The 26,030-nt window shown below is 73.3% G+C and carries 26 protein-coding genes; 20 read left to right on the top strand and 6 right to left on the bottom strand.

The annotated features are described in order from the left end of the window. Positions 1-625: 625 nt before the first annotated feature. From AC1DQC_RS14630 to AC1DQC_RS14575, 12 genes are all read left to right on the top strand, one after another. A complete protein-coding gene (locus AC1DQC_RS14630; RefSeq protein ID WP_477051977.1) occupies positions 626-1,702 on the top strand; it encodes a hypothetical protein in 1,077 nt (358 codons plus the stop codon). Next, entirely contained in the window at positions 1,699-2,739 is a 1,041-nt protein-coding gene (locus AC1DQC_RS14625; RefSeq protein ID WP_477051976.1) for an HAD-IIA family hydrolase, read from the top strand. Before AC1DQC_RS14630 ends, AC1DQC_RS14625 begins: the two co-directional genes overlap by 4 nt. A 414-nt stretch (positions 2,740-3,153) precedes the next feature. Further along, positions 3,154-3,333: a hypothetical protein gene (locus tag AC1DQC_RS14620; protein ID WP_477051975.1), complete on the top strand. Its 180-nt coding sequence runs from the start codon at positions 3,154-3,156 to the stop codon at positions 3,331-3,333. 6 nt (positions 3,334-3,339) lie between these two features. Next, positions 3,340-4,152, top strand: a complete 813-nt coding sequence (locus AC1DQC_RS14615; protein ID WP_477051974.1) for a TlyA family RNA methyltransferase — start codon at positions 3,340-3,342, stop codon at positions 4,150-4,152. After that, the gene (locus tag AC1DQC_RS14610; protein ID WP_477051973.1) at positions 4,149-5,042 is read left to right on the top strand and encodes an NAD kinase; all 894 of its coding nucleotides are present in this window, start codon (positions 4,149-4,151) and stop codon (positions 5,040-5,042) included. The genes AC1DQC_RS14615 and AC1DQC_RS14610 overlap by 4 nt, the downstream gene beginning before the upstream one ends. Next, positions 5,039-6,769, top strand: a complete 1,731-nt coding sequence (recN, locus tag AC1DQC_RS14605; protein WP_477051972.1) for a DNA repair protein RecN — start codon at positions 5,039-5,041, stop codon at positions 6,767-6,769. Before AC1DQC_RS14610 ends, recN begins: the two co-directional genes overlap by 4 nt. A 6-nt stretch (positions 6,770-6,775) precedes the next feature. Next, entirely contained in the window at positions 6,776-7,954 is a 1,179-nt protein-coding gene (steA, locus tag AC1DQC_RS14600) for a putative cytokinetic ring protein SteA (RefSeq protein ID WP_477051971.1), read from the top strand. A gap of 67 nt (positions 7,955-8,021) precedes the next feature. Next, positions 8,022-9,056, top strand: coding sequence for a copper transporter (locus AC1DQC_RS14595; protein WP_477051970.1), 1,035 nt, complete (start codon positions 8,022-8,024; stop codon positions 9,054-9,056). Continuing rightward, positions 9,053-9,940 (top strand): hypothetical protein, encoded by an 888-nt coding sequence (locus tag AC1DQC_RS14590; protein WP_477051969.1) that lies wholly within the window; start codon positions 9,053-9,055, stop codon positions 9,938-9,940. Before AC1DQC_RS14595 ends, AC1DQC_RS14590 begins: the two co-directional genes overlap by 4 nt. Beyond that, positions 9,937-11,619 carry a murein biosynthesis integral membrane protein MurJ gene (gene murJ / locus AC1DQC_RS14585; protein WP_477051968.1) on the top strand — a complete coding sequence of 561 codons (1,683 nt, stop codon included), beginning with the start codon at positions 9,937-9,939 and terminating at the stop codon, positions 11,617-11,619. Before AC1DQC_RS14590 ends, murJ begins: the two co-directional genes overlap by 4 nt. A 71-nt stretch (positions 11,620-11,690) precedes the next feature. Beyond that, positions 11,691-13,361: a CTP synthase gene (locus tag AC1DQC_RS14580; RefSeq protein WP_477051967.1), complete on the top strand. Its 1,671-nt coding sequence runs from the start codon at positions 11,691-11,693 to the stop codon at positions 13,359-13,361. Continuing rightward, on the top strand, positions 13,361-13,963 hold the full coding sequence (locus AC1DQC_RS14575; protein WP_477051966.1) for an NUDIX domain-containing protein: 603 nt from the start codon (positions 13,361-13,363) through the stop codon (positions 13,961-13,963). Before AC1DQC_RS14580 ends, AC1DQC_RS14575 begins: the two co-directional genes overlap by 1 nt. 55 nt (positions 13,964-14,018) lie before the next feature. Here the strand turns inward: AC1DQC_RS14575 and AC1DQC_RS14570 are convergent, their stop codons facing one another. From AC1DQC_RS14570 to AC1DQC_RS14550, 5 genes are all read right to left on the bottom strand, one after another. Continuing rightward, positions 14,019-14,831 carry an ABC transporter permease gene (locus AC1DQC_RS14570; RefSeq protein ID WP_477051965.1) on the bottom strand — a complete coding sequence of 271 codons (813 nt, stop codon included), beginning with the start codon at positions 14,829-14,831 and terminating at the stop codon, positions 14,019-14,021. Continuing rightward, complete coding sequence (locus AC1DQC_RS14565; protein ID WP_477051964.1) at positions 14,831-15,853, bottom strand: ATP-binding cassette domain-containing protein; 1,023 nt, start codon at positions 15,851-15,853, stop codon at positions 14,831-14,833. The genes AC1DQC_RS14570 and AC1DQC_RS14565 overlap by 1 nt, the downstream gene beginning before the upstream one ends. Before the next feature lie 47 nt (positions 15,854-15,900). Next, positions 15,901-16,860 (bottom strand): COX15/CtaA family protein, encoded by a 960-nt coding sequence (locus AC1DQC_RS14560; RefSeq protein ID WP_477051963.1) that lies wholly within the window; start codon positions 16,858-16,860, stop codon positions 15,901-15,903. 72 nt (positions 16,861-16,932) lie between these two features. Beyond that, entirely contained in the window at positions 16,933-17,682 is a 750-nt protein-coding gene (locus AC1DQC_RS14555; RefSeq protein WP_477051962.1) for an ABC transporter permease, read from the bottom strand. Beyond that, positions 17,679-18,593, bottom strand: a complete 915-nt coding sequence (locus AC1DQC_RS14550) for an ABC transporter ATP-binding protein (protein ID WP_477051961.1) — start codon at positions 18,591-18,593, stop codon at positions 17,679-17,681. The genes AC1DQC_RS14555 and AC1DQC_RS14550 overlap by 4 nt, the downstream gene beginning before the upstream one ends. Positions 18,594-18,779: 186 nt before the next feature. On the opposite strand from AC1DQC_RS14550, the gene AC1DQC_RS14545 reads away from it, so the two are divergent. The 8 genes from AC1DQC_RS14545 to AC1DQC_RS14510 are packed head-to-tail and all read left to right on the top strand — an operon-like array spanning position 18,780 to position 25,506. Beyond that, a complete protein-coding gene (locus AC1DQC_RS14545; RefSeq protein ID WP_477051960.1) occupies positions 18,780-19,517 on the top strand; it encodes a helix-turn-helix transcriptional regulator in 738 nt (245 codons plus the stop codon). After that, a complete protein-coding gene (sufB, locus tag AC1DQC_RS14540) occupies positions 19,514-20,974 on the top strand; it encodes a Fe-S cluster assembly protein SufB (RefSeq protein ID WP_477051959.1) in 1,461 nt (486 codons plus the stop codon). The genes AC1DQC_RS14545 and sufB overlap by 4 nt, the downstream gene beginning before the upstream one ends. Then, positions 20,974-22,272 (top strand): Fe-S cluster assembly protein SufD, encoded by a 1,299-nt coding sequence (sufD, locus tag AC1DQC_RS14535; RefSeq protein WP_477051958.1) that lies wholly within the window; start codon positions 20,974-20,976, stop codon positions 22,270-22,272. Before sufB ends, sufD begins: the two co-directional genes overlap by 1 nt. Beyond that, a complete protein-coding gene (locus tag AC1DQC_RS14530) occupies positions 22,269-22,601 on the top strand; it encodes a non-heme iron oxygenase ferredoxin subunit (RefSeq protein ID WP_456826697.1) in 333 nt (110 codons plus the stop codon). The genes sufD and AC1DQC_RS14530 overlap by 4 nt, the downstream gene beginning before the upstream one ends. A 20-nt stretch (positions 22,602-22,621) precedes the next feature. Continuing rightward, positions 22,622-23,386, top strand: coding sequence for a Fe-S cluster assembly ATPase SufC (gene sufC, locus AC1DQC_RS14525; protein ID WP_477051957.1), 765 nt, complete (start codon positions 22,622-22,624; stop codon positions 23,384-23,386). Between the two features lie 7 nt (positions 23,387-23,393). Further along, on the top strand, positions 23,394-24,704 hold the full coding sequence (locus AC1DQC_RS14520; RefSeq protein ID WP_477051956.1) for a SufS family cysteine desulfurase: 1,311 nt from the start codon (positions 23,394-23,396) through the stop codon (positions 24,702-24,704). Beyond that, a complete protein-coding gene (gene sufU / locus AC1DQC_RS14515; RefSeq protein WP_477051955.1) occupies positions 24,701-25,180 on the top strand; it encodes a Fe-S cluster assembly sulfur transfer protein SufU in 480 nt (159 codons plus the stop codon). Before AC1DQC_RS14520 ends, sufU begins: the two co-directional genes overlap by 4 nt. Then, positions 25,177-25,506, top strand: coding sequence for a metal-sulfur cluster assembly factor (locus AC1DQC_RS14510; protein WP_456826693.1), 330 nt, complete (start codon positions 25,177-25,179; stop codon positions 25,504-25,506). Before sufU ends, AC1DQC_RS14510 begins: the two co-directional genes overlap by 4 nt. A 58-nt stretch (positions 25,507-25,564) precedes the next feature. Here the strand turns inward: AC1DQC_RS14510 and AC1DQC_RS14505 are convergent, their stop codons facing one another. Beyond that, the gene (locus AC1DQC_RS14505; RefSeq protein WP_477051954.1) at positions 25,565-25,963 is read right to left on the bottom strand and encodes an META domain-containing protein; all 399 of its coding nucleotides are present in this window, start codon (positions 25,961-25,963) and stop codon (positions 25,565-25,567) included. Positions 25,964-26,030: the final 67 nt, after the last annotated feature.

The following is a 26,030-nucleotide window of genomic DNA, read 5'->3' as shown; positions in this document are numbered from 1 at the left end:
TGACCGTCCCTCCTCTGGCGACCGTCCCGCGGGTGGCGACCGTTCGTCGTATGGGAGCCAGCCTTCCGGTGACCGTCCCTCGTACGGCGAGCGTCCGTCTGGTGGCGACCGTGGTCGTGGCGACCGTCCGTCGTATGGCGACCGGCCCGGTGGGGAGCGCCAGCGCGGCGAGCGCCCGTCGACCGGCGAGCGTCCGGGCGGTTCGCGTTCTCGCGCCGACCAGGGCTATGGCAGCAGGCCGGCGGGGGACCGTCCGACCTCGGACTCTCGTCGACCGCACGATGACCACGCTGGGCGACCGGCGTCCGCCGAGCGGCCCGCACGCAGTGGCTCCGGACGGCCGCCCGCGGCCGGCAGCCGTGCGGATCGACCTGCGACCGGCGACCGTAAGCCCCCGGCCGGGCGCGCCGGTCACGAGGGCGGCGCTCGTGGCGGCTACTCCTCGGGCCCGGATCGTCGGGAGAGCAGCGACGACCGACGCCTCACGCGTCCTCCGCAGGACGAGCGCGTCGTCGCGCCCGAGATCCCGGACGAGGTCGTCTTCAGCGACCTGGACCGCTCGGTCCGTGCGCGTCTGCGCACGCTGAGCAAGGACAACGCCGACGGAGTCGGTCGGCACCTCGTGATGGTCGGGCTCCTGCTCGACTCGCAGCCGGAGCTGGCCTACGAGCACGCGCAGGCGGCGGTCCGTCGTGCGGGTCGCGTCGACGTGGTCCGGGAAGCCGCCGGCCTGGCCGCCTACCGCACCGGTCGGTACGCCGAGGCGCTGCGCGAGCTGCGCACGGTCCGGCGGCTCAACGGCTCGTCGGAGCACCTGGCGATCATGGCCGACTGCGAGCGGGGGCTCGGGCGGCCCGAGCGGGCGCTCGCCCTGGCGCAGGAGCCCGAGGCGGAGACGCTCGACGCGGAGACCAAGATCGAGCTCGCGATCGTCGTGAGCGGCGCGCGGCTGGACCTCGGCCAGGCCGAGGCGGCCGTGGCGTCGCTGTCGACGGCAGCTGTCCGGGCCGGCACCGGGCTGGTTGCCGTCCGCGTCGCGCAGGCCCGAGCCGCGGCGCTCGAGGCAGCGGGGCGTGCCGACGAGGCCGCTGCCGAGCTGGCGCCCTACACGCAGGACCAGCTCGACGAGGCCGCAGGCGACGTCGAGATCGAGGACGACGTCGTCGCCTTCGACCTCACCGAGTTCGACGAGGACGGCGAGTACGACGAGGACGAGTCGGAGGACGACGCAGCGTCGGACTCCGGGCCGTCCGGTTCGGCCGATGCCGTGCAGGACGACGAGGCCGCGGACGATGCGGCCGGCGACGGCGAGACGCCGGACGACGTCCAGGCGGCTGACCGCGACGCCGACGACCGCGACGCGGCCGACCATGACGCGGTTGACCGCGACGTGGCCGGTGTCGACGAGGACGGCGACGACGCGGCTGTCCGCGACGTGGCCGGAATCGACGAGGACGGCGACGACGCGGTTGACCGCGACGTGGCCGGGGACGACGAGGACGGCGACGACGCGGCTGTCCGCGACTCGGCTGGCGGCGAGGTGGCCGGCGACGGCCGGGCTGGCGATGACGCCGCTGACCAGGACACGGTTGGCGGTGACGTGGTCGGGGACGACGAGCGCGGCGACGACGTGGTTGACCGCGACGTGGCCGACGACGACGAGGACGAGCTGGTTGTCGATGAGGCGGAGGGCGGTCGGTGACGGGCGGGCTTGTCGGGTCGTCGACCCCGCTGGCCGACCGGTTCGATCTCGCACTCGTCGACCTGGACGGCGTGGCCTACCGCGGGCACGACCCGATCGACGGGGCGGCCGAGGGGCTGACGTCGGCGCGTGAGCGCGGGATGCGGCTGGTGTTCGTCACCAACAACGCGTCACGGGAGCCGGAGTCGGTCGCGGACCAGCTCACGGACCTCGGGATCGTCACGCACGCGTCCGAGGTCATGACGGCGGCCCAGGCGGCGGCGCAGCTGCTGCGGACGCGGCTGCCGCGCGGCGCGAAGGTGCTCGTGGTCGGCGGTGCTGGGTTGGTCACCGCCGTTCGTGCGGCCGGGTACGAGGTCGTGCACTCGGCGGACGACGAGCCGGCCGCCGTGGCCCAGGGCTTCGCGCCCGAGGTCGGGTGGCCGCAGCTGGCGGAGGCGGCGTACGCCGTCGGTCGTGGGGCGTGGCACGTGGCGTCGAACCTCGACCTCAGCCTGCCGACCGCCCGCGGGTTCGCGCCCGGGAACGGGTCCCTGGTCGGCGCCGTGCGGGCCGCGACGGGCGTCGAGCCCGACAGCGCGGGCAAGCCGTCGCCGACGATGTACCGGATGGCCGTCGAGCGCGTCGGTGCCCGCGAGACCCTGGTGATCGGCGACCGGCTGGACACCGACCTGGCCGGCGCGCGCGCCGGCGGGTACATCGGCCTGCACGTGCTCACGGGGGTCAGCTCGGCGCGCGACGACGTGCTCGCCGCGCCGGGGGAGCGCCCGCACCTGATCGGCGCCGACCTGCGGTCGCTCCTCGTGGCGCACCCCGAGCCCGAGCAGGGGTCGGAGGGGTGGTGGACGGTCCGGGACGCGTCGGCCCGGGTGGTCGACGGCGCTCTCGAGATCGGTCGCGGGACTCCGTCGTCCGTCGAGGACCACGTCGACGTCATCCGGGCGGCGTGCGCCGCGGCCTGGGCGGCCGTCGATGGAGGCGCCGAGATCGATCCGGCGTCGGTCCCGGAGCTGGCGAGCGGACCGGCGACCGCCTGAGGGGCCGAGCGGACCGGCGACCGCCTGAGGGGGCGAGCGGACCGGTGTCCGCCTGAGGGGCCGAGCGGACCGGCGACCTCCCTAGGCGCCGAGCGGGTGCCGACCGCCCGAGGTGCGGAAGCCGACCGCCCGAGGCGCCGTGCGGACCGGCGACCGCCTGAGGAGCCGTGCGGAAGCCGGCCATCTGAGTCGCTCGGGGCGGCCCAGCCCCGACGATCGAGGCCCGTGGCGTGCTGCTGTGTGTGGCGGCCGTGCGGTGTCGTCCGCGGCAGGTAGCGTGGGCGCGGTCCCGGGTCGAGCAGCGGCCGGACGCCGTGCGCGGCCGTACGGGCCGTCGGCCCGCGCGGGCCCCGCAGGACGACGACGTGTGGAGGCAGTGCAGTGACGGAGACCCCCGACGCGGGAGGAGCGGCCGTGCTCGAGCCCGAGGCGCCGCTGACCGCGGGAGACGCGGTCACGACGTCCGACGACGCCGTCGACGAGGCGCTCTCGCGGCTCGTCGGCCTCGAGGACCAGCCGCTGCGCGCGCACGTCGCCGTCTTCGACGCCGTCCACGGCGCCCTGCAGGACCGGCTCGCGGACGCGGAGGGCTGACGCGCGGTGACCACACGCCTCGACACCGAGCTGGTGCGGCGCGGCCTGGCCCGCTCGCGTCGACAGGCGGGTGAGCTGATCGCCTCCGGTCGCGTCACCGTCGACGGCGCGGCCGTCTCCCGCAGCGCCGCGCAGGTCACCGACGAGCGGCAGGTCGCCGTCGAGCCCGACGTCGAGGATCCCGGGTACGCCTCGCGCGCCGGGCACAAGCTCGCCGGCGCCTTGGACGCACTGGGCGACGGAGGTCCCGTGGTCGCCGGACGGTCCTGCCTCGACGCGGGCGCCAGCACCGGCGGGTTCACGGACGTCCTGCTGCGCCGCGGCGCCGCGCACGTGGTGGCCGTCGACGTCGGTCACGACCAGATGGTCGCGGAGCTGCGCGCCGATCCCCGGGTCGACGTGCGCGAGGGCGTCAACGTCCGCTCCCTGAGCCGCGGTGACGTCGTCCCCGCCCCGGGGCTCGTCGTCGCCGACCTGTCGTTCATCTCCCTCACGCTGGTGCTGCCCGCGTTGGTCGACGTGGCCGCGGACGGCGCCGACCTGCTCGTGATGGTCAAGCCGCAGTTCGAGGTCGGCCGCGAGCGGCTCGGGTCGGGCGGCGTGGTGCGCGTGCCCGGCCTGTGGGTCGATGCCGTCGTCGGGGTCGCGCGGGCGGCGGCGGAGCTCGGGCTCGGCGTCCTCGACGTCGTGCGGAGCCCGCTGCCGGGACCGAGCGGCAACGTCGAGTTCTTCCTGTGGCTCCGGCGGCCGGACGACGGCTCGCCGGTCGAAATCCCCGTCGAGCGGATCACCGCGGGCGTCCTGGGGAGCGACCGATGACCCGGCGCGCGCTCGTCGTCACCCACGGGGGACGCGAGGAGGCGGTGTCGGCGACGCTGGAGGTCGTGCGCGAGCTCGAGCGCGCGGGCGTCGAGCCCGTGCTCGCCGCCGAGGACGCGGACGCCGCGGACCTCCCGTCGTTCGAGCTGGCGATCGTGCTCGGGGGGGACGGCACGATCCTGCGAGCGGCCGAGCTCACCCGCGGCACGCACGTGCCGCTGCTCGGGGTGAACCTCGGCCATGTCGGGTTCCTGGCGGAGAGCGAGCGCGACGACGTGGGCGAGGCGGTCCGCCGGCTGACCGCCGGCGACTTCGACGTCGAGGAGCGCGTGACGCTGGACGTCCGCGTGATCCGGCCCGACGGTAGCGTCGGCACCGGGTGGGCCCTCAACGAGGCCGCGCTGGAGAAGGTGGACCGGTCGCGCATGCTCGAGGTGCTGCTCGAGGTGGACGGGCGCCCGCTGTCCTCGTTCKGGTGCGACGGGATCGTCGCGGCCACCGCCACCGGCTCGACCGCGCACGCGTTCTCCGCGGGCGGCCCCGTCGTGTGGCCGGACGTCGACGGCATGATCCTGGTGCCCCTGTCCGCGCACGCGCTCTTCGCGCGCCCGCTCGTCGTCGGCCCGCGCAGCCGGCTCGCGGTCGAGGTGCTCGAGCGGTCGCCTGCGGCGGGCCTGGTCACGCTCGACGGCCGACGCCGGCTCGAGGTGCCGCACGGCTCGCGCGTCGAGGTCACGCGGAGCGCGATCCCGGTGCGCCTGGCACGCCTGTCGCCGGCGCCGTTCACCACGCGGCTGGTCAACAAGTTCGACCTGCCCGTCGACGGGTGGCGCGGTCGGCCGAGCGCGCCGCGTCCCACGTTCCCGCGCAGCCCGGAGGTGACGCCGTGATCGAGGAGATCCGGATCCAGAACCTCGGGGTGATCGGCACCGCGCACGTGGAGCTCGGGCCGGGCCTCACGGTGCTGACCGGCGAGACCGGCGCCGGCAAGACGATGGTGCTGACGGCGCTCAACCTGCTGCTCGGCGGCAAGGCGGACCCCGCGACCGTTCGCGTCGGCGCGGCGTCGTCGGCGGTCGAGGGTCGCGTCGTGCTGACGACCGGCGCACCGGCGCTCGGGCGGGCGCTGGAGGCCGGCGCGGAGCTCGACGAGGACGGCTCTCTGGTGCTGCTGCGCACGGTCGGGGCGAGCACCGACGGCGCGGCCGGGCGCTCGCGCGCCTACGTAGGCGGTCGGTMGGTGCCGCAGGGTCTGCTGGCGGAGCTGGCCGACGAGCTCGTCACGGTGCACGGGCAGGCGGACCAGGCACGCCTGCGCTCGCCGGCGGTCCAGCGGGAGGCGCTCGACGAGTTCGTCGGACCCGACCACGGTGGGCTCCTCGCGCGGTACCGGACGGCGTGGGCCGACCGCGCGCGGGTCGACGCGGAGCTGACGGACCTGGTGGACCGGGCGCGCGACCGGACCCGCGAGGCGGAACTGCTGCGGCTCGGGCTGGCGGAGGTCGAGCGGGTCGACCCGCAGCCCGACGAGGACGTCACGCTGGCCGAGGAGGTGGACCGGCTCTCGCACGCCGAGGACCTCCGGACGGCCGCGGCAGGGGCCCACGCCGCGCTCGTCGGCGGCGACGACGCGACGGACGACTCTGCCGCGATCGGGGCCATCGAGCACGCGCGGCGCCTGCTCGAGCACGAGGGCGCGCACGACCCGGCCCTCGCCTCGCTCGCGACGCGCGTCGCCGAGGCGGGCTACCTGCTGGCGGACACGTCGACCGACCTCGCCGCGTACCTCGAAGATCTCCAGGCCGACCCGCTGCGGCTCGACGCCGCGCAGCGTCGCCGCGCCGAGCTGGGCAGCCTCACCCGGAGCTACGGCTCGACCGTCGCCGAGGTGCTCGCCTGGGCGGACGCCGCGGGACGGCGCCTGCTCGACCTCGACGGTGGCGACGAGCGGATCGAGGCCCTGCGCGCGGAGCGGTCGCGGCTGGACGACGAGCTCGTCGGGCTGGGGCAGCAGCTGTCGTCCGGTCGGCAGGAGGGCGCCCGACGGCTCTCGACCGTGGTGTCCGACGAGCTGGCCGGGCTGGCGATGGGCGGAGCCGAGCTCCGGGTCGTCGTCGAGCCCGCCGACGAGCCGGGACCGCACGGCGTGGACCGGGTCGAGATGCTGCTGGCCTCGCACGCCGGTGCGCCTGCGCGCCCGCTGGGCAAGGGTGCGTCGGGCGGCGAGCTCTCCCGCGTGATGCTGGCCATCGAGGTGGCACTCGCGACGGCGCCCGGCGCCACGCGACCGGGGACGTTCGTCTTCGACGAGGTGGACGCGGGCGTGGGAGGTCGGGCGGCGATCGAGGTCGGACGGCGCTTGTCGGCGCTCGCGCAAGGGAGCCAGGTGCTCGTCGTGACACACCTCGCGCAGGTCGCAGCCTTCGCCGACCGGCACCTCGTGGTGACCAAATCCACCGCCGACGGGGTCGACGTGGTCACCGAGTCCGACGTGCGCTTGGTCACGCAGGACGACCGCGTGCGCGAGCTCGCCCGCATGCTGTCCGGTCAGGAGGACTCGGACGCCGCGCGGACGCACGCCGCAGAACTGCTCGAGCTCTCGTCCGTGGGACGATGAGCGGCGATGAGAGCCTCCCTGCGCAAACGCACCGCCCTGCCCGAAGCCGGCGCCGTGGCCGGTCCGGCACGTGTCGACCCCCGGACCAAGGCGCTGACCAAGCGGCTGCGCCCGGGTGACGTCGCGGTCATCGACCACCTGGACCTCGACCGTGTCTCGGCGGAGGCCCTCGTCGCCTGCCAGCCGGCCGCCGTGCTCAACTCTGCGCGGTCCACGTCGGGGCGCTACCCCAACCTCGGCCCCGAGATCCTCGTCGCGGCGGGCATCCCGCTGATCGACGACCTCGGTGCCGACGTCATGGCCGTCACCGAGGGGCACCGGCTCCGCATCGTCGACGGCGCGGTCTACGACGGCGACACCCTCGTCGCGGAGGGCGTGCTGCAGACCGCCACGACCGTCGAGGCCGCGATGGAGGAGGCCCGCGCCGGCCTCTCGGTGCAGCTGGAGTCGTTCGCCGCGAACACGATGGACTACCTGCGTCGCGAGCGGGACCTGCTTCTCGACGGGGTCGGCGTGCCCGACATCTCGACGGTGATCGACGGTCGCCAGGTGCTGATCGTGGTCCGCGGGTACCACTACAAGGAAGACCTCGTCACGCTGCGCCCGTACATCCGCGAGTACCGCCCGGTGCTCATCGGTGTCGACGGCGGGGCGGACGCGATCCTCGACGCGGGCTGGAAGCCGGACCTCATCGTCGGCGACATGGACTCGGTCTCGGACCGCGCCCTCACGTGCGGCGCCGAGGTGGTCGTGCACGCGTACCGCGACGGGCGCGCGCCGGGCCTCGCGCGCGTCGAGCAGCTGGACGTCAAGCACGTGGTGTTCCCGGCGACGGGCACCAGCGAGGACGTCGCGATGCTCCTGGCCGACGACAAGGGCGCCGAGCTCATCGTGGCGGTCGGCACGCACGCCACGCTCGTCGAGTTCCTGGACAAGGGACGGTCGGGCATGGCGAGCACGTTCCTGACGCGCCTGCGGGTGGGGAGCAAGCTGGTCGACGCCAAGGGCGTCTCGCGGCTCTACCGGAACCGGATCTCCAACGTCCAGCTCACGCTCCTCGTCCTCGCCGGCCTGCTGGCCCTCGGCGTCGCCCTCGCCTCGACGGCGGCCGGGCAGACCCTCATCGGCCTGCTCGGCGCCCGCCTCGACGACATCACTTCCTGGGTGAGCGGTCTCTTCGGATGACCGCCGCCCGCACCCTGCACCCGGTCCCGGCTCCCGCCGGTGACGTACCCGACGGAGACCTCGCACCGTGATCGACTTCCGCTACCACATCGTCTCGCTCATCTCGGTCTTCCTGGCGCTGGCCGTCGGCATCGCCCTAGGCGCCGGACCGCTCAAGGAGACGATCGGTGACACCCTCACCGGTMAGGTCGAGCAGCTGCGCGGGGAGAAGGACGCGCTGCGCGCGGAGCTCGACGCCACGTCGGGCGGCCTCCAGGACGCCGAGACGTACATCGACGCGGCCGGTCCGCAGCTGCTCGACGGCAGCCTTCGGGACCGCCGGGTCGCGGTGATCACGCTCGGCGAGGTCGACGAGTCCACCCGGACCGCGATCGACACCCGCCTCGGCCAGTCGGGCGCGTCGGTCACCGCACACGTCACGCTCACCGACACCTGGTCCGACCCGGACGCGCGCACGTTCCGGCAGGCGCTCGTCGGGCAGCTCCTCACCTACCTGGACCCGGTGCCCGCGGACGACGCCGGCGTCGAGGGAGAGCTCGCGTCCGCGCTGGTGCAGGGCCTGGTCACCTCGGACCCGACCAACCCCGACGCCCTCTCGGACGACGCGTCGGTGCTCCTGGAGCTGCTGTCGTCGAGCGAGAGCGACAGCCCGCTGGTCACGGTGGCCGACCCGGTCACGGTCCCCGCGGACGCGATCGTCGTGATCGGTGTGCCGCTCGAGGTGGCCGCCGACAACGCGACCCCGAGCCCCGAGCCGTCGGCCTCCGTGGTGGCGTCGCAGCTGGCCGTGCTCACGGCGGCGCAGCAGCTCTCGTCCGGCGCGGTGCTGGCCGACGGCCCGCGCGGCAAGGGCAGCCTGACGGACGCCGTGCTCGCGGACCAGGACCTGGCGTCGACCGTCACCACGGTCTCCGGCACCGAGCTCGTCACCGGACAGGTGAACGTGCCGTTGGCCCTCGCCGGCCGGATCGCGGGCACCAACGGCCACTACGGGTTCGGCGACGGCGAGACCCCGATCCCGGCCGCTGTCGTGCTGCCGCCCGTCGACCGCACGCCCCGTGCGCCTGACAGCGCGGATACGTCGGGTGGGACCGAGGGATGACGGTCGGGCTGCTGCGACGCGCCCTGGCCGCGACCGTGGCGGGCGCAGTGACGGCCGTCGTGCGCGGCGCGCTCGACCACCAGGCGCCGGGCGGGCAGGCGCGTTGGGTGCGGACGAACCACCGCGGTGAGCCGATCAGCCTGCTCGAGGGACCTGCGGTCGCCGCAGGGTTGCTGGCCGGGGGGCTCGTCGGTGCTCCGTCGTCGCGCGGCGCCGTGGCGCTGACCGTCGCGACGGCGTCGGGCGCGGCGTTCGGGCTGGTCGACGACCTCGGCGAGGACACGTCGTCGCGGCGCAAGGGTCTGCGCGGCCACCTCGGTGCCCTCGCCCGTGGCGAGCTGACGACCGGTGGCCTCAAGGTGCTCGGCATCGGCGCCGGCGCGCTCGTCGCCGCCGCCGTGGCCACGCCGACGCACCGGGCCGACGGCAGCCGGCGGTCCACGTTCGGCTGGCTCGCCGACGTCACCGCGTCCGGGGCGCTCGTCGCGTCGAGCGCCAACCTGGTGAACCTGCTCGACCTGCGCCCGGGCCGCGCGCTCAAGGCGGCCACCGTCGTCGCGGCGCCGCTGGCGCTGGGACCGGGTGGTGCCGGGGGAGCGTCCGCAGTGCTCGGCGTGGTCGGCGCTGCCCTGGACCAGGACCTGGCCGAGGCCGACATGCTCGGCGACGGGGGAGCCAACGCCCTCGGCGCCACGCTCGGCACGGCGGTCGTGCTGAGCGCGCCCCGGCCGGTGCGGCTCGCCGTGCTCGCGGTCGTGCTCGGCCTCACCGTCGCCAGCGAGAAGGTCAGCTTCACGCGCGTGATCGAGCGCACCCCCGTGCTGCGCGAGGTGGACGCGTGGGGCCGGCGGCCCGTCGGGACCCCGGTGGACCGGTCCGCGTGAGCCCCGCCGCGCGGCGCACCCTCGCCGGGCTCGGCGGCGCAGCCGCCATGATCGCGGCCGTGACCGTCCTGAGCCGCGTGCTCGGGTTCGCGCGCTACCTGGTCCAGGCGCACGCGTTCCAGGCGGGGAGCATCGGCGGCGTCTACAACACGGCCAACACGCTGCCGAACGTCCTCTTCGAGGTCGCCGCCGGCGGTGCCCTCGCCGGCGCGCTCGTCCCCGTGCTCGCCCTGCCGGTGTCCCGCGCGCTGCGCAAGGACGTGGACGCGATCACGTCGGCCACCTTCGGCTGGACCCTGCTGGTCCTCGTCCCGCTGGGCGCAGGGCTGGCCGCTTGCAGCGGGCTGATCGCCGCGGCATGGCCCGGGCAGCTCGGCGACGCCGAGCGTGACCTCCTGCAGTACTTCATCGCGGTCTTCGCGGTCCAGGTGCCGATGTACGGCGTCGCGGTGCTGCTCTACGCCGTGCTTCAGGCGCACAAGAGGTTCTTCTGGCCGGCCTTCGCGCCGGTGCTGTCGTCGCTGGTCGTCATCGCGACATACCTCGTCTACGCGTCGCTGGCCGACGGCGAGCTCGACGACCCGGCGGCCGTCACCAGCGGGGCGCTCGCCGTCCTCGGGTGGGGCACCACGCTCGGGGTCGCCGCGATGTGCTTCCCGATGTTCGTGCCGGTCCACCGCCTCGGCGTCCGCATCCGGCCGACCCTGCGGTTCCCGGTCGGCGTCGGCCGTCGCCTGGCCGTCCTCGCGTTCGCCGGGGTCGGCTCGCTTGTCGCCCAGCAGCTCTCCGTGCTGGTCAGCCTCGTGGTCGCGAGCGCCCGGGGGAGCGTCGGCACCTGGTCGGTCTTCCTCTGGTCGCAGCAGGTGTACCTGCTGCCCTACGCGGTCCTCGTAGTCCCGCTGGCCACCTCGACGTTCCCCCGGCTCGCGGCCCGCGCCGCGGCCGGTGAGCACGAGGGGTTCGCGCGCATGGCCTCGGGGACCACCCGTGCGGTGCTCGCGGCGGCGGCGCTGGGCAGCGCGGCCCTGGTCGCGGCGGCACCGGCAGTCACGGACATCTTCGTGGGGATCGCGGACGGCGGCGCGGGCATGCGTGCCATGAGCACGACGATCACGTGGTTGATGCCCGGCCTGCTCGGCTTCGCGCTCATGTTCCACGCGTCGCGCGCCCTGTACGCCCTCGAGCGCGGCCGGTCGGCGATCGCCGCCAATGTCGCCGGGTGGGGCACCGTCGCGGTGGCGACCCCCGTGATCGCGGCCGCGCTGGCCCCGGCCCGCCACGACCCGGACGCGACGCTGCTCGCGCTCGCGCAGGCCAGCTCGCTCGGCATGCTCGTCGGCGGCACCGTGGCGGTCGTCCTGCTGCGGCGTGCCGCCGGCCGGGCCGCCACCGCCGGTCTGCCGCGAGCCGCGGTCGTCCTCGTGCTCGGCGCCGGCCTCGGCGCCCTCACGGGCCGCTGGGTGGTGGACGCCGTCGCCCAGGTGGCCGGCCACGGCGTGCTCACGGCGATCGGTGCGGCGGCGGGCGGCGGGATCATCGCCGCGCTCGTCGTCGCCGGTGCCGTGCTCGTCGGGGACCGCGGGACGCTGCGCGACTTCCGGAGCCTCGAGGCGCAGCCGCGGCCGCTCGTCGACGCCCGCGTCACGGACCCCGCCAACCCGAACGCGCCGCTGACCTGACCTCCGACGTGTCCCGACTCACCCCGCGGGCCCCTCCGGCTCAACGGGTTCGTCGGGTAGGCTGGAATCCCGTGACAGAGCGCGCGCATCGACTCTCCGGGCGGTCGGATTCCACGACCCGGCACATCTTCGTCACCGGGGGTGTCGCCTCCTCCCTCGGTAAGGGTCTGACGGCGAGCAGCCTCGGCCGACTCCTCCGCTCCCGTGGCCTCCGCGTCACGATGCAAAAGCTGGACCCGTACCTCAACGTGGACCCGGGCACCATGAACCCGTTCCAGCACGGCGAGGTCTTCGTCACCGAGGACGGCGCCGAGACGGACTTGGACGTCGGCCACTACGAGCGGTTCCTCGACGTGAACCTCGTGGGCTCGGCCAACGTGACCACCGGGCAGGTGTACTCGCAGGTCATCGCCAAGGAGCGGCGCGGCGAGTACCTGGGCGACACGGTGCAGGTCATCCCGCACATCACCGACGAGATCAAGACCCGCATGCGCCAGCAGGCGGAGTCCGACATCGACGTGATCATCACCGAGATCGGCGGCACGGTCGGTGACATCGAGTCGCTGCCGTTCCTCGAGGCCGCGCGTCAGGTGCGCCACGACCTCGGCCGCGACAACGTGTTCTTCCTGCACGTGTCGCTGGTGCCGTACATCGGCCCGTCGGGCGAGCTGAAGACGAAGCCGACGCAGCACTCGGTGGCCGCGCTGCGCAGCATCGGCATCCAGCCCGACGCGATCGTCCTGCGCGCGGACCGCGACGTCCCGGACGCCACCAAGCGCAAGATCGCGCTGATGTGCGACGTGGACGTCGAGGGCGTCGTCACCGCCAAGGACGCCCCGAGCATCTACGACATCCCGCGCGTGCTGCACTCCGAAGGGCTCGACGCCTACGTCGTGCAGCGGCTGAGCCTCCCGTTCCGGGACGTCGAGTGGAAGGGCTGGGACGAGCTGCTGCACCGCGTGCACCAGCCCGCCCACCGCGTCGAGGTCGCGCTCGTCGGCAAGTACATCGACCTGCCGGACGCGTACCTGTCCGTCACCGAGGCCCTGCGCGCCGGCGGCTTCCACCACGACACCAAGGTCGTCATCCGCTGGGTCACGTCGGACGACTGCCAGACGCCCGAGGGTGCGCGGCTCGCGCTCGAGGGCGTCGACGCCGTGCTGGTGCCCGGCGGCTTCGGCGTGCGCGGCATCGAGGGCAAGCTCGGCGCGCTGCGCTGGGCGCGCGAGAACCTCGTCCCCACGCTGGGCATCTGCCTGGGCCTGCAGTGCATGGTCATCGAGTACTCGCGCACGGTCCTGGGCCTCGACGGCGCGTCGTCGTCCGAGTTCGACGCCGACCCGTCGCACCCGGTGATCGCGACGATGGCCGAGCAGCTGGCGATCGTCGGTGGCGAGGGCGACCTCGGCGGGACCATGCGCCTGGGTGCCTACGAGGCCGTCCTGACGCCCGGGTCCGTCGTCGCCGAGGCGTACGGCGCCACCCGCGTGTCCGAGCGGCACCGCCACCGCTACGAGGTCAACAACGCGTACCGCGACAAGCTCGAGGACGCCGGCCTGGTGATCTCCGGCGTCTCGCCCGACACCTCGCTGGTCGAGTTCGTCGAGCTGCCGAAGGACGTCCACCCGTATTACGTGTCCACGCAGGCGCACCCCGAGTTCAAGTCGCGCCCCACGCGGGCGCACCCCTTGTTCGCGGGCCTCGTCGAGGCTGCGCTGGCTCAGCGCGGCGACGAGTCCTGATGGGGGAGCCGCTCGCCGACGTGTCGGCGCTGCGGTCCGTCCTCTCGCACGACGTCATCCACGAGGGCAAGATCTTCGACCTCGTGGGCGACGTGGTGGATCTCGGGGACACGCAGGTTCTGCGGGAGTACGTGGCGCACCCGGGAGCCGTCGCCGTGATCGCCCTCGACGACGACGACCGCGTGCTGCTGCTGTCGCAGTACCGGCACCCGGTGCGCTCGGAGCTCTGGGAGCCGCCGGCGGGCCTGCGGGACGTCCCCGGCGAGGAGCTCGTCGTCGCGGCCGCTCGCGAGCTGGCCGAGGAGGCCGACCTGGTCGCGGGATCGTGGTGGCGGCTGGTCGACTTCTTCACCAGCCCGGGCGGGTCGAACGAGGGGATCCGGGTCTTCCTCGCGCGGGACCTGCGCCCCGTCGCCGACGCCGAGCGGTACACCCGCACGGACGAGGAGGCGTCGATGGTCCCCGTGTGGGTGCCGCTGGACGAGGCCGTCGACGCGGTCTTCGCCGGTCGCCTGCACAGCCCGACCGCGGTGACCGGCGTCCTGGCCGCCGCGGCGGCGCGGGCGCGCGGCTGGTCCACCCTGGAGCCCGTGCAGGTCTGAGCCGTACGACGAGGCCGCCCCCCGTGCTCGGAGGGCGGCCTCGTCGTCTCGAGGCTCAGCGGCTGGTCGAGCGCCGGTACTGCAGGTTGGCGAGCGGCACGAACACCAGGATGAAGATCGCCGCCCAGATCAGCGTGTAGAGCTCCGCGTGCTGCAGGGGCCACGCGGTCGGCGGCGGGACCTCCGGCGGGATGTTGCCGAAGAGCTCGCGGGACGCCTGGGTCACCGCGGACACCGGGTTCCACTCGGCGAACGTCTGCAGCGGCGCCGGGAGCGTCTCCAGGGGCACGAACGTGTTGGCGACGAACGTCAGCGGGAAGATCACGATGAACGTCGCGTTGTTGAACACCTCGGGGCTCGGGACCAGCATGCCGAGCCACGCCATGATCCACGAGATGGCGTAGGCGAACACGATGAGCAACAGGTAGCCGAGCGCCGCCTCGGCGACCGAGCTGTGGATGCCCCAGCCGACCAGGAGGCCCGTCAGGGACATCACGATCAGCACGAGCACGTTGTTGGCGACGTCGGAGACCGTCCTGCCCGTCAGCACCGCCGACGGCGCCATCGGCAGCGACCGGAACCGGTCGATGATCCCCTTCTTCAGGTCGTCCGCCAGACCCGCGCCCGTGATGGTGGCGCCGAAGATCACCGTCTGGGCGAAGATCCCGGCCATGAGGAACTCGCGGTACGCGTCAGGGTCGCCGCCGCCGGGCACCGCGATCGCCCCGCCGAACACGTAGGCGAACAGCAGGACGAACATGATGGGCGACAGCGTGGTGAAGACCAGGAGGTCCGGGACGCGCTTGATCTTGATGATGTTGCGCTTGGCGACGACGTAGGAGTCGGAGAAGACGGTCGGCGCGGCCATCAGGCACCTCCGTGGGGAGCGTCGGCGGTCGCTGCGTGACGGCCGGGGGCGGGCGGTGAGGGCGGTGATTCCTCCGCGTCCTCCTCGGCGGCGCGTCCGGTGAGGGACAGGAACACGTCGTCCAGCGTCGGGCGGCGCAGTCCGACGTCGTCGATCACGATCCCGGCGTCGTCGAGGACGCGCAGCGCCTCGGTGAGCACCTGCGCGCCGCCGCTGATGGGCATGAGCAGCGTCCGCCGACCCTCGTCGAGACCGGCCTTGCCGACGCCGAGAGGCTCGAGGAGGTCCCGTGCGTCCAGCAGCCGCGCCGGGTCCCGCACGGTGAGCTCGAGCCGCTCGCCACCGACCTGCGTCTTGAGCTGGTCGGCCGTGCCCTGCGCGATGATCTTCCCGTGGTCGATGACCACGATGTCGTCGGCCAGGAGGTCGGCCTCCTCCAGGTACTGCGTGGTGAGCAGCAGCGTGGTGCCGCCCGCGACCAGCCCCTGGATCACCTCCCACATCTCCGTGCGGCCGCGAGGGTCCAGGCCCGTCGTCGGCTCGTCGAGGAAGATGATCGGCGGGTCCGCCACCAGCGCGCCCGCCAGGTCGAGCCTGCGGCGCATGCCGCCGGAGTAGGTCTTCGAGGGCCGGTCGGCGGCGTCCTCCAGCCGGAACGAGGCGAGCAGCTCACGGGCCCGCTCGCGGGAGCGCTTGACGCCCAGGTGGTAGAGCCGGCCGATCATGTCGAGGTTCTCGAACCCCGTCAGGTACTCGTCCACCGCCGCGTACTGGCCCGAGAGCCCGATGCGCCGCCGGACGTCGCGGGGCCGCGCCAGGACGTCGACGCCGGCCACCGTCGCCGAGCCCTCGTCGGGCTGCAGCAGGGTGGTGAGGATGCGGACGATCGTGGTCTTGCCGGCCCCGTTGGGACCGAGCAGACCGAGCACCGAGCCGGTGGGCACGGCGAGATCGACCCCCGCGAGGGCCGTGACGTTCTTGTAGCGCTTGACGAGCCCGTGGGCCGTGATCGCGTCTGCCATGTACCGAGGCTAGATGTGACCTCCGACACACACCCGGACAATTCGTCTCAGAGTGCGGTGGCCGCCCGCTCGCCGGCGTCGGCCGGCACCGTGGCCGGGCCGCGGGTCCGGGTGGACCAGACGAACGACGCCACGCCGGCGGTCAGCAGAGCGGCGCCGAGCATGTGCAGGTTGACCAGGCCGATCGGCAGGCCGGTGACCAGCTGCACGTACCCGATCGCGCCCTGGGCGAGCGCCACGCCGAGGAGCAGCAGCGCGGTCCGCCACAGGCGTCCGGTCGTGCCGGCGCGGCGCAGCCGCACGAGCAGGACGACCAGCACCAGCAGGAACGCCCACACGGCCGCGGCGTGCACCTTGGCCATGAGCCACGGGTCGACCGCGAACCGGTAGCCGACGTTCTCGTCGCCGGAGTGCGGTCCGGCTCCGGTGACCACGACGCCGAGCGCCAGCACGATCGCGGTGAGCGCCACGAGGACGCGGACGAGCACCCGGTCCGTCGCGTCGACGAGCGAGGACGCCGGCGCGTCGCCCTCCCGGAACCGGAGCACGAGCCACGTCGAGAGCGCCACGAGCGTCATCGAGATCAGCAGGTGGATCCCGACGAACGCAGGGTTCAGGTCGAAGATCACGATGATCCCGCCGAGCACCGCCTGCGCGAGGACCAGCAGCAGGGGAGCCATCGCGAGCCACCGGTACGAGCGCGGCCGCCGACGGTCCGTCGCGACGAGCAGCGCCACCACGACCGCGATGACGAGCAGGACGCCCGTGAGCGTCCGGTTGCCGAACTCGATCAGCGGGTTGATGGCCATGGCGGCGTGGATCTGCGGCGTGAAGTGGCCCGGCTCGCACTGCGGCCAGGTCGAGCAGCCGAGGCCCGAGCCCGTCAGCCGGACCGCCCCGCCGGTCACGACGATCCCGATCTGCGCGACCAGGTTGGCCACCACGACCGGCCAGCCCCACCGCGCGCGCAGCCGGTCGAGGACGTCGAGGACGGAGGACAGGCTCACGTGGACCAGCCTAAGGTCCGGCCGTCGGCCGCCCCGCCTCCTGCGCGGCGAGACGCGTCACACGCGGTCGCCTCAGTGCCAGCGGAACAGCCGGCCCGCGCCCCAGCCGAGCGCGGCGGTCCACCCGACGAGGATCACGACGGACCACGGCGGCAGGGTCCCGTGCAGGAGCGACTCGCGCATCGCCTCGCCCAGGGCACCGGACGGCAGCAGCAGGGCGACGTGCGACATCGGCCCGGGCAGCTGGCTCGCCGGGATCACGACGCCGCCGGCCACGGCCAGCACGAGCAGCAGCAGGTTGGCGACGGCCAGCACGGCCTCGGCGCGCAGCGTGCCGGCGACGAGCAGCGCGAGCGACGTGAACGCCGCGGTGCCCAGCACCACCGCGACCAGCGCGAGCGGGATGCCCGCGGGCACCGGGTGCCAGCCGAGCAGGAGGGCGGTCAGGCCGATGACGGCGATCTGCACCACCTCGACGACGAGCACGCCGAGCACCTTGCCGGCGAGCAGCCCGCCGCGCCCGAGCGGCGTCGTCGACAGGAGCCGGAGCACCCCGTTGCGCCGGTCGAACGACGACGCGATCGCCTGGGAGGTGAACGACGTGGTCATGACGGCGAGGGCGAGGATGCCCGGCGTGAGGAAGTCGATCCGGGTCGCGCCACCGGTGTCGAGGTCGATGGCGGTCGCCTTGGTCAGCCCGATCAGCACGAGGACCGGCACGACGATCGTCACGAGCAGCTGCTCGCCGTTGCGGAGGATGGCGCGCGCCTCGAACGACGTCTGGGCGGCGACGCGCTGCCTGGCGGGGGCAGAGGCGCTCATCGCAGGTTCCGTCCGGTGAGGTCGAGGAAGACGTCCTCGAGCGTGCGACGACCGACGGACAGCTGCGTGACCAGGACGTCCTGGTCGGCGAGCCATGCGGTCAGGGCGGCGACGGACCGCGCGTCGACGGCGCCGGTCACCGTGTAGACGCCGTCGCGCGGCTCGGTCACCACGAACCCGGCACCGAGCGCCGGGGCGAGGTCGAGGCCGCCGGCGGCCTCGAGGCGCAGGGAGCGGTCGTCGGCCGAGGCGACGAGCGACGGCACGGAGCCCTGCGCGATCACCCGGCCGTGGTCGACGACGACGACCTGGTCGGCCAGGTCCTCGGCCTCGTCCATCAGGTGCGTGGTGAGCAGCACCGCGACGCCCTCGTCGCGAAGCTCCCGCACCAGGTCCCACACGGCGTGCCGGGACTGCGGGTCCATCCCCGCGCTCGGCTCGTCGAGGAACACGACCTCGGGCCGGCCGACGATCGCGGCGGCGAGGGCGAGGCGCTGGCGCTGGCCGCCGGACAGGCGGCGGACGGTGGTGCGGGCGAAGGATCCCAGCCCGAGCCGCTCGGTGAGCTCGCCGAGGTCCCGCGGCTCCGCGTACATCTTGGCGACGTGCGCGAGCATGTCGTGCGCGCGGACGCCGGTGGGCAGGCCGCCGTCCTGCAGCATGACCCCGACGCGGGGGCGCAGGTCGCGGGCCTGCGTGAGCGGGTCCTGACCCAGCACCCGGACCGTGCCGCCGTCGGGCGCGCGCAGCCCCTCGCAGCACTCGATGGTCGTGGTCTTGCCCGCGCCGTTCGGGCCGAGGACCGCGGTCACCTGGCCGCGGTGGGCGACGAGGTCGAGCCCGTCGACCACGGCGCGATCGCCGTAGCGCTTGACGAGCCCGGAGATCTCGAGCGCGGGGGAGTCGGGCACGAGAGGGAAGTCTAGGGCGCCCGCGCGGCCCCTCCGGTGTGAGGGACGCGACGCCCAGCGAAGGGTCTCCTTGCTTGCAGGGATGGATATTGGCAACAAGGATGTTGCCAATATCGCGGCCACTCCCACGTGCCTTCCCGGCGCGGTCGGTCGCTCGATCCGGACCAGTCCCGACGGAGGTGTGGCATGAGCGCGACGCTGCCCTCGGTCGAGCACCCTTCCGTCGCGGCGGGCCACGAGTCCGACGCGGGCACCCGCCAGCGGGTGCTGCAGATCGTCGCGACCGCGGGCCCCGTGTCCGCCGCCGAGCTCGCGGCGCAGCTCGACCTCGCGCCCGCCGGGATCCGTCGGCACCTCGGGGTCCTCGAGGCCACCGACCAGATCGCGGTGCACGAGGCGGCTCGCGGCCCGCAGGGCCGAGGCCGTCCAGCGCGCCGCTACGTCGTCACGAGCCGCGGCCAGGCCGCCCTGTCGCACCGCTACTCGGAGATCGCGGCGCAGGCGCTGCGCTTCCTTGCCGAGACGGCGGGGCCGGAGGCGGTCGAGGGATTCGCGGAGCGGCGGGTGCGTGACCTCGAGGAGCGGCACTCCGCGGCGGTCCGTGCGGCCGGCGACGACGTCGCCACCCGCGTCCGGGTGCTCGCCGACGGCCTGGCCGCCGACGGGTACGCCGCCTCCGCGCGGCCCGCACCGGGCGGCGCGGCCATGCAGCTCTGCCAGGGGCACTGCCCCGTGCAGGACGTCGCCCACGAGTTCCCCCAGCTCTGCGAGGCCGAGGCGCGGGCGTTCTCCCGCATGCTCGGCGTGCACGTGCAGCGCCTCTCGACGCTGGCCGGGGGCGGCCACGTCTGCACCACGAACATCCCGATCTCGACCACGACCCCTGCCCACCCCGTGCCCTCCGTGGAAGGACATTCAGCATGAGTGCACAGACCGACAGCACTGCGGCGGCCACGCCGCAGGCGACGACACCGCTGACCCAGGACGAGGCCATCGCCTCCATCGGGAACTACAACTACGGCTGGCACGACGCCGACACCGCCGGGTCCGTCGCGACGCGCGGTCTGTCGGAGGCCAAGGTCCGGGAGATCTCCGCGCTCAAGAACGAGCCCGAGTGGATGCTCAAGACGCGCCTCAAGTCGCTGCGCCTGTTCGACAAGAAGCCCATGCCCTGGTGGGGCTCGGACCTGTCGGGCATCGACTTCGACAACATCAAGTACTTCGTGCGGTCCACCGAGAAGCAGGCCACCAGCTGGGAGGACCTGCCCGAGGACATCAAGAGCACGTACGACCGCCTGGGCATCCCGGAGGCCGAGAAGCAACGCCTCGTCGCCGGCGTCGCCGCGCAGTACGAGTCCGAGGTGGTCTACCACCAGATCCAGGAGTCGCTCGAGGAGCAGGGCGTCATCTTCCTCGACACCGACACCGCGCTGCGCGAGCACCCGGAGATCTTCGAGCAGTACTTCGGCTCGGTCATCCCGCCCGGGGACAACAAGTTCGCCTCGCTCAACACGGCCGTCTGGTCGGGCGGCTCGTTTGTCTACGTGCCGCCGGGCGTCCACGTCGAGATCCCGCTGCAGGCCTACTTCCGGATCAACACCGAGAACATGGGCCAGTTCGAGCGGACGCTGATCATCGCCGACGAGGGCTCGTACGTGCACTACGTCGAGGGCTGCACCGCGCCGGTGTACTCGAGCGACTCGCTGCACTCCGCGGTGGTCGAGATCATCGTCAAGAAGAACGCGCGCGTCCGGTACACGACCATCCAGAACTGGTCGAACAACGTGTACAACCTGGTCACCAAGCGGGCGACCGCGGCCGAGGGCGCCACCATGGAGTGGGTCGACGGCAACATCGGCTCCAAGGTCACCATGAAGTACCCGGCCATCTACCTGCTGGGCGAGCACGCGCGCGGCGAGACGCTGTCGATCGCGTTCGCCGGGGCGGGCCAGCACCAGGACGCCGGCGCCAAGATGGTGCACGCCGCGCCGCACACCTCCAGCTCGATCGTCTCCAAGTCGGTCGCGCGCGGCGGTGGCCGCACGTCGTACCGCGGCCTGGTGCAGGTGCTCGAGGGCGCCCACCACTCCGCGTCGAACGTGCTCTGCGACGCCCTGCTGGTCGACCAGATCTCCCGCTCCGACACGTACCCGTACGTCGACGTCCGCGAGGACGACGTGTCGATGGGCCACGAGGCGACCGTGTCGCGCGTGAGCGAGGACCAGCTGTTCTACCTGATGTCCCGAGGCATGCCCGAGACCGAGGCCATGGCCATGATCGTGCGCGGGTTCGTCGAGCCCATCGCGCGCGAGCTGCCCATGGAGTACGCCCTCGAGCTGAACCGCCTCATCGAGCTGCAGATGGAAGGGGCCGTCGGCTGATGACGACCACCACAGAGCCCACCAACCCAGTCTCCCTGGCCACAGATCATTCGCGGGCGGTCGCCGACGGGAGCCACACCCACGGCGTCGGACCGGCGCCCGAGGCGTCCCGCGCCTCGCGGCCCACGTCGTTCGACGTCGCCGACTTCCCCGTGCCGAACGGTCGCGAGGAGGAGTGGCGCTTCGCCCCGGTGTCGCGCCTGGCTCCGCTGTTCGCGGCGGACACCGACGGCGTGCTCGACGGCCACGGCGTCCTCACGACGGTCGTCGAGGCACCCGAGGTGCAGGTCGAGATCGTCGAGCGCGACGACGCCCGGCTCGGGAAGGCCGGCACGCCCGGCGACCGCGCCGCCGCCGTGGCGTGGGCGTCGTTCCCGCGGGCCACGATCGTCACGATCCCGCAGGAGGCCGTCGCCTCCGAGGTGACGTCGATCCGCATCGAGGGCGTCGAGGGTGCCGGCACGCACGAGGCCGCGCTCGAGCCCAGCGCCACGCACCTGCTGGTGCACGCGAAGCCCCTGTCGCAGGCCGTCGTCGTCATCGACCACGTCGGTCACGCCGCGCTCACCGAGACGGTCGAGATCGTCGCCGACGAGGGCGCGCACCTGACGGTCGTCACCGTGCACGACTGGGCCGAGGGCTCCGTGCACGCGTCGTCGCACCGCCTGCGGATCGGTCGCGACGCGACGGTCAAGCACATCGCGGTCACGCTCGGCGGCGACGTCGTGCGGATCACCCCGGACGCCGAGTTCGTCGGCGAGGGTGCGAACGTCAAGATGCTCGGCCTCTACTTCGCCGACGCGGGCCAGCACCAGGAGCAGCGCCTCTTCGTCGACCACGCGGTGCCCAACTGCATCTCGCGCGTCACGTACAAGGGCGCCCTGCAGGGCGAGGGCGCGCACACGGTGTGGGTCGGCGACGTGCTCATCCGGGCCGAGGCCGAGGGCACCGACACGTACGAGCTGAACCGCAACCTCGTGCTCTCCGACGGCGCGCGCGCCGACTCGGTGCCGAACCTCGAGATCGAGACCGGTCTCATCGAGGGCGCCGGCCACGCGAGCGCGACCGGCCGGTTCGACGACGAGCAGCTGTTCTACCTGCGCGCTCGCGGCATCCCGGAGCCGGACGCCCGTCGGCTCGTGGTGCGTGGCTTCTTCGCCGAGCTCATCCACGAGATCGGCGTCCCGTCGGTCGAGGAGCGGCTCATCGCGTCCATCGAGGCCGAGCTGGAGAAGTCCATGTCGGTCCTCGGCGCCACGCCTGCCGTCCCCGGTTCCGAGGCGACGGAGCTCGCATGACCGCGCAGCTCGCCTGCTACGACGAGGACGTGCCCGTCGAGGGAACGTTCCGCGTCGAGCTGGAGGCTGAGCACGGCACCGTCGAGGTCGCGCTGGTGCGCGACGAGGACGGCGAGCTGCACGCCATCAGCGACATCTGCTCCCACGGCGCCGTCTCGTTGTCGGACGGCGAGGTGGAGGGCTGCACGATCGAGTGCTGGCTCCACGGCTCGCGGTTCGACCTGCGCACCGGCAAGCCCACGGGCCCGCCCGCCGTCCAGCCCGTCCCTGTCTACCCCGTGACCGTCGACGGCCAGCGCGTGCTGGTCGACGTCGACGCCCCGCTCTGAAGAAGTCTGGAAGGAACAGCATGTCCACCCTGGAGATCCGCGACCTGCACGTCAGCGTCGAGACCAAGGAAGGCCCGAAGCAGATCCTGCGCGGCGTCGACCTGACCGTCGCGAGCGGCGAGACGCACGCCATCATGGGCCCGAACGGCTCCGGCAAGTCCACGCTCGCGTACTCGCTGGCCGGCCACCCGAAGTACCAGGTCACCAGCGGCACCGTGACCCTCGACGGCGAGGACGTCCTCGCGCTCTCCGTCGACGCCCGCGCCCGTGCGGGCCTGTTCCTCGCCATGCAGTACCCGGTCGAGGTCCCCGGCGTCAGCGTGAGCAACTTCCTGCGCACCGCGAAGACGGCGATCGACGGGCAGGCCCCGCCGCTGCGCACGTGGGTCAAGGACGTCCGCAAGGCGATGGACGACCTGCGCATGGACCCGGCGTTCGCCGAGCGCTCCGTCAACGAGGGCTTCTCCGGCGGCGAGAAGAAGCGCCACGAGATCCTGCAGATGGAGCTCCTCAAGCCGAAGTTCGCGATCCTCGACGAGACCGACTCGGGCCTCGACGTCGACGCGCTGCGCGTCGTGTCCGAGGGCGTCAACCGCGTCAAGGAGAACCCGGACGTCGGCGTCCTGCTGATCACGCACTACACGCGGATCCTGCGCTACATCACGCCCGACTTCGTGCACGTCTTCGTCGACGGCAAGGTTGCCGAGGAGGGTGGCCCGGAGCTGGCCGACCGCCTCGAGAACGAGGGCTACGACCGCTTCCTGTCGAGCGCCACGGTCCTCTGAGGCGATCATGACCAGCACCCTCGACACCGCGGCCCGGACGCTCGACGCGTCCGAGCTCGCGGCGGTGCGCGCCGACTTCCCGCTGCTGTCGCGGACCCTGCGCGGCGGGCGGCCGTTGGTGTACCTCGACTCGGGGGCCACCTCGCAGAAGCCCGAGGTCGTCCTCGACGCCGAGCAGGACTTCTATGTCCAGCGCAACGCCGCGGTGCACCGCGGGGCGCACCAGCTCGCGGAGGAGGCCACCGAGGCGTTCGAGGACGCGCGGGACCGCGTCGCCTCGTTCGTCGGGGTGTCGCCGGGGTCGCTGGTCTGGACGTCGAACGCGACGGCCGGCATCAACCTGGTGGCGTACGCGATGTCGAACGCGTCGCTGGGTCGCGGGGGAGCGGCCGCGCGGCCGCTCGCGCTCGGTCCCGGCGACGAGATCGTGGTCACCGAGGCGGAGCACCACGCGAACCTCGTGCCGTGGCAGGAGCTCGCGCTCCGCACCGGGGCTTCCTTGAGGTGGCTCGGGGTCGACGACGACGGCCGCATCCGGCTGGACGACCTCGGCACCGTGGTCACCGACCGCACCAAGGTGCTGGCGTTCACGCACGCGTCGAACGTCACGGGCGCGATCACGCCGGTCGCCCCCTTCGTCGCCCGGGCCCGTGCGGTCGGGGCGCTGACGGTCCTGGACGCCTGCCAGTCGGTGCCGCACCTGCCGGTGGACCTCACGGCCCTCGGCGTCGACTTCGCGGCGTTCTCCGGGCACAAGATGCTCGGCCCCACCGGCGTCGGCGCGCTCTACGGGCGGCGCGAGCTGCTCGAGGCCATGCCTCCGGTGACCACCGGCGGCTCGATGGTCGAGGTGGTCACCATGGAGTCGACCACCTACGCGCCGCCGCCGCAGCGGTTCGAGGCGGGCACACAGATGGTGTCCCAGGCCGTCGGCATGGGCGCGGCCGCGTCGTACCTGGCCGAGCTGGGGATGGACGCGGTCGCCGCGCACGAGGCGCACCTCGCCGGGCTGCTGCTCGACGCGGTCGCGTCGGTGCCCGGCGTGCGGGTGATCGGCCCGACCGACACCCGGGACCGCCTGGCGACCGTCTCGTTCGTGGTCGACGGCGTGCACGCGCACGACGTGGGCCAGGTGCTCGACGACGCCGGCGTGGCCGTCCGGGTGGGGCACCACTGCGCGCAGCCGCTGCACCGCCGGTTCGGGGTGGCGTCGACGTCGCGGGCCAGCGCCGCGGTCTACACGACCGACGAGGAGATCGAGGTCTTCCGGGAAGCACTGGCGGGGGTCCGGGCGTTCTTCGGTCTGGAGGTGTCATGAGCACGGGATCGATGGAACAGCTGTACCAGCAGGTCATCCTCGACCACGCGAAGTTCCCGCACGGCAAGGGGCTCGGCGCGGCGGGAGACCTGCACCTGCACACGGGCGAGTCGCACCAGGTGAACCCGACGTGCGGTGACGAGGTGACCCTGCAGGTGGACCTCGACGACGACGGCACGGTCCGGGACGTGCGCTGGGACGGACAGGGCTGCAGCATCTCGCAGGCCTCGGTCTCGGTGCTGCACGACCTGGTCGTCGGCAACGACCTCGCCACCGTCGACCAGATCGGCGGCACGTTCCGCGCGCTCATGCAGACGCGCGGCGCGGGGCTCGACGACGACGCCGAGGACACCCTCGGCGACGCCACGGCCTTCACCGGCGTGGCCAAGTACCCCGCACGGATCAAGTGCGCCCTGCTCGGCTGGGCGGCGCTGACCGACGCACTCATCAAGACCGGCGCACGGGAGAACTCATGAGCACGGACACGCCCGCACCCGTCACGGTGGCCGACGTCGAGGAGGCCATGCGCGACGTCATCGACCCCGAGCTGGGCATCAACGTGGTCGACCTCGGCCTGGTCTACGGGCTGACGATCGACCAGACCAACACGGCCGTCATCGACATGACGCTCACGTCGGCGGCCTGCCCGCTGACCGACGTCATCGAGGACCAGTCGGCGCAGGCCCTCGACGGGCTCGTCGACGGCTTCCGCATCAACTGGGTGTGGATGCCGCCGTGGGGCCCCGAGAAGATCACGCCCGACGGTCGCGAGCAGATGCGGGCCCTCGGCTTCAACATCTGAGCAGGACCCCGAGAGGCCCGCACTCGWCGWCGAGTGCGGGCCTCTCGTGGTCCGGGCGTCACTGCTTGATCAGGACGCCGATCTCCTTGTGGTCGTCGTTGTACACCGTCATCTCCTCGCCGTCGACGTTGGCCGACGTGGCTGCGGACAGCCAGGTGTTGACGTTCTCGCACGCCATCATGGTCGCGGCGAACGGACCGAGCTCGACCTCCGAGCCGTCGATCTTCCAGGGACCGTTCAGCTGGTTGCACCCGTCGGTGCCGCTGACTGTGCCGCCCTCGGCGAGCTCGAGGTTGACCGGAGGCTCGGAGTCCGTCTGCGACCACGTCCCGACGACGTCGCTGGACTCGAGGGCGGCTCCGGTCGAGTCTTCGCTGCTGGAACAGGCGGCCAACACCGCACCGCTCAGCGCGACCAGGAGGGCGGTCCGAACCAGAGCCGAGCGCGGTGTGCTCATGCCGCCGACGCTAGCAGCACGAACGCGCTGCTCACAGGGGTGGACGACCGTGTGCTGCGGGAGTGCG

It is taken from the genome of Cellulomonas sp. P4_H12 (assembly GCF_056400905.1).
The sequence above is the reverse complement of the archived record's forward strand: the minus strand, read 5'-3'. Positions and strand labels throughout refer to the sequence as shown.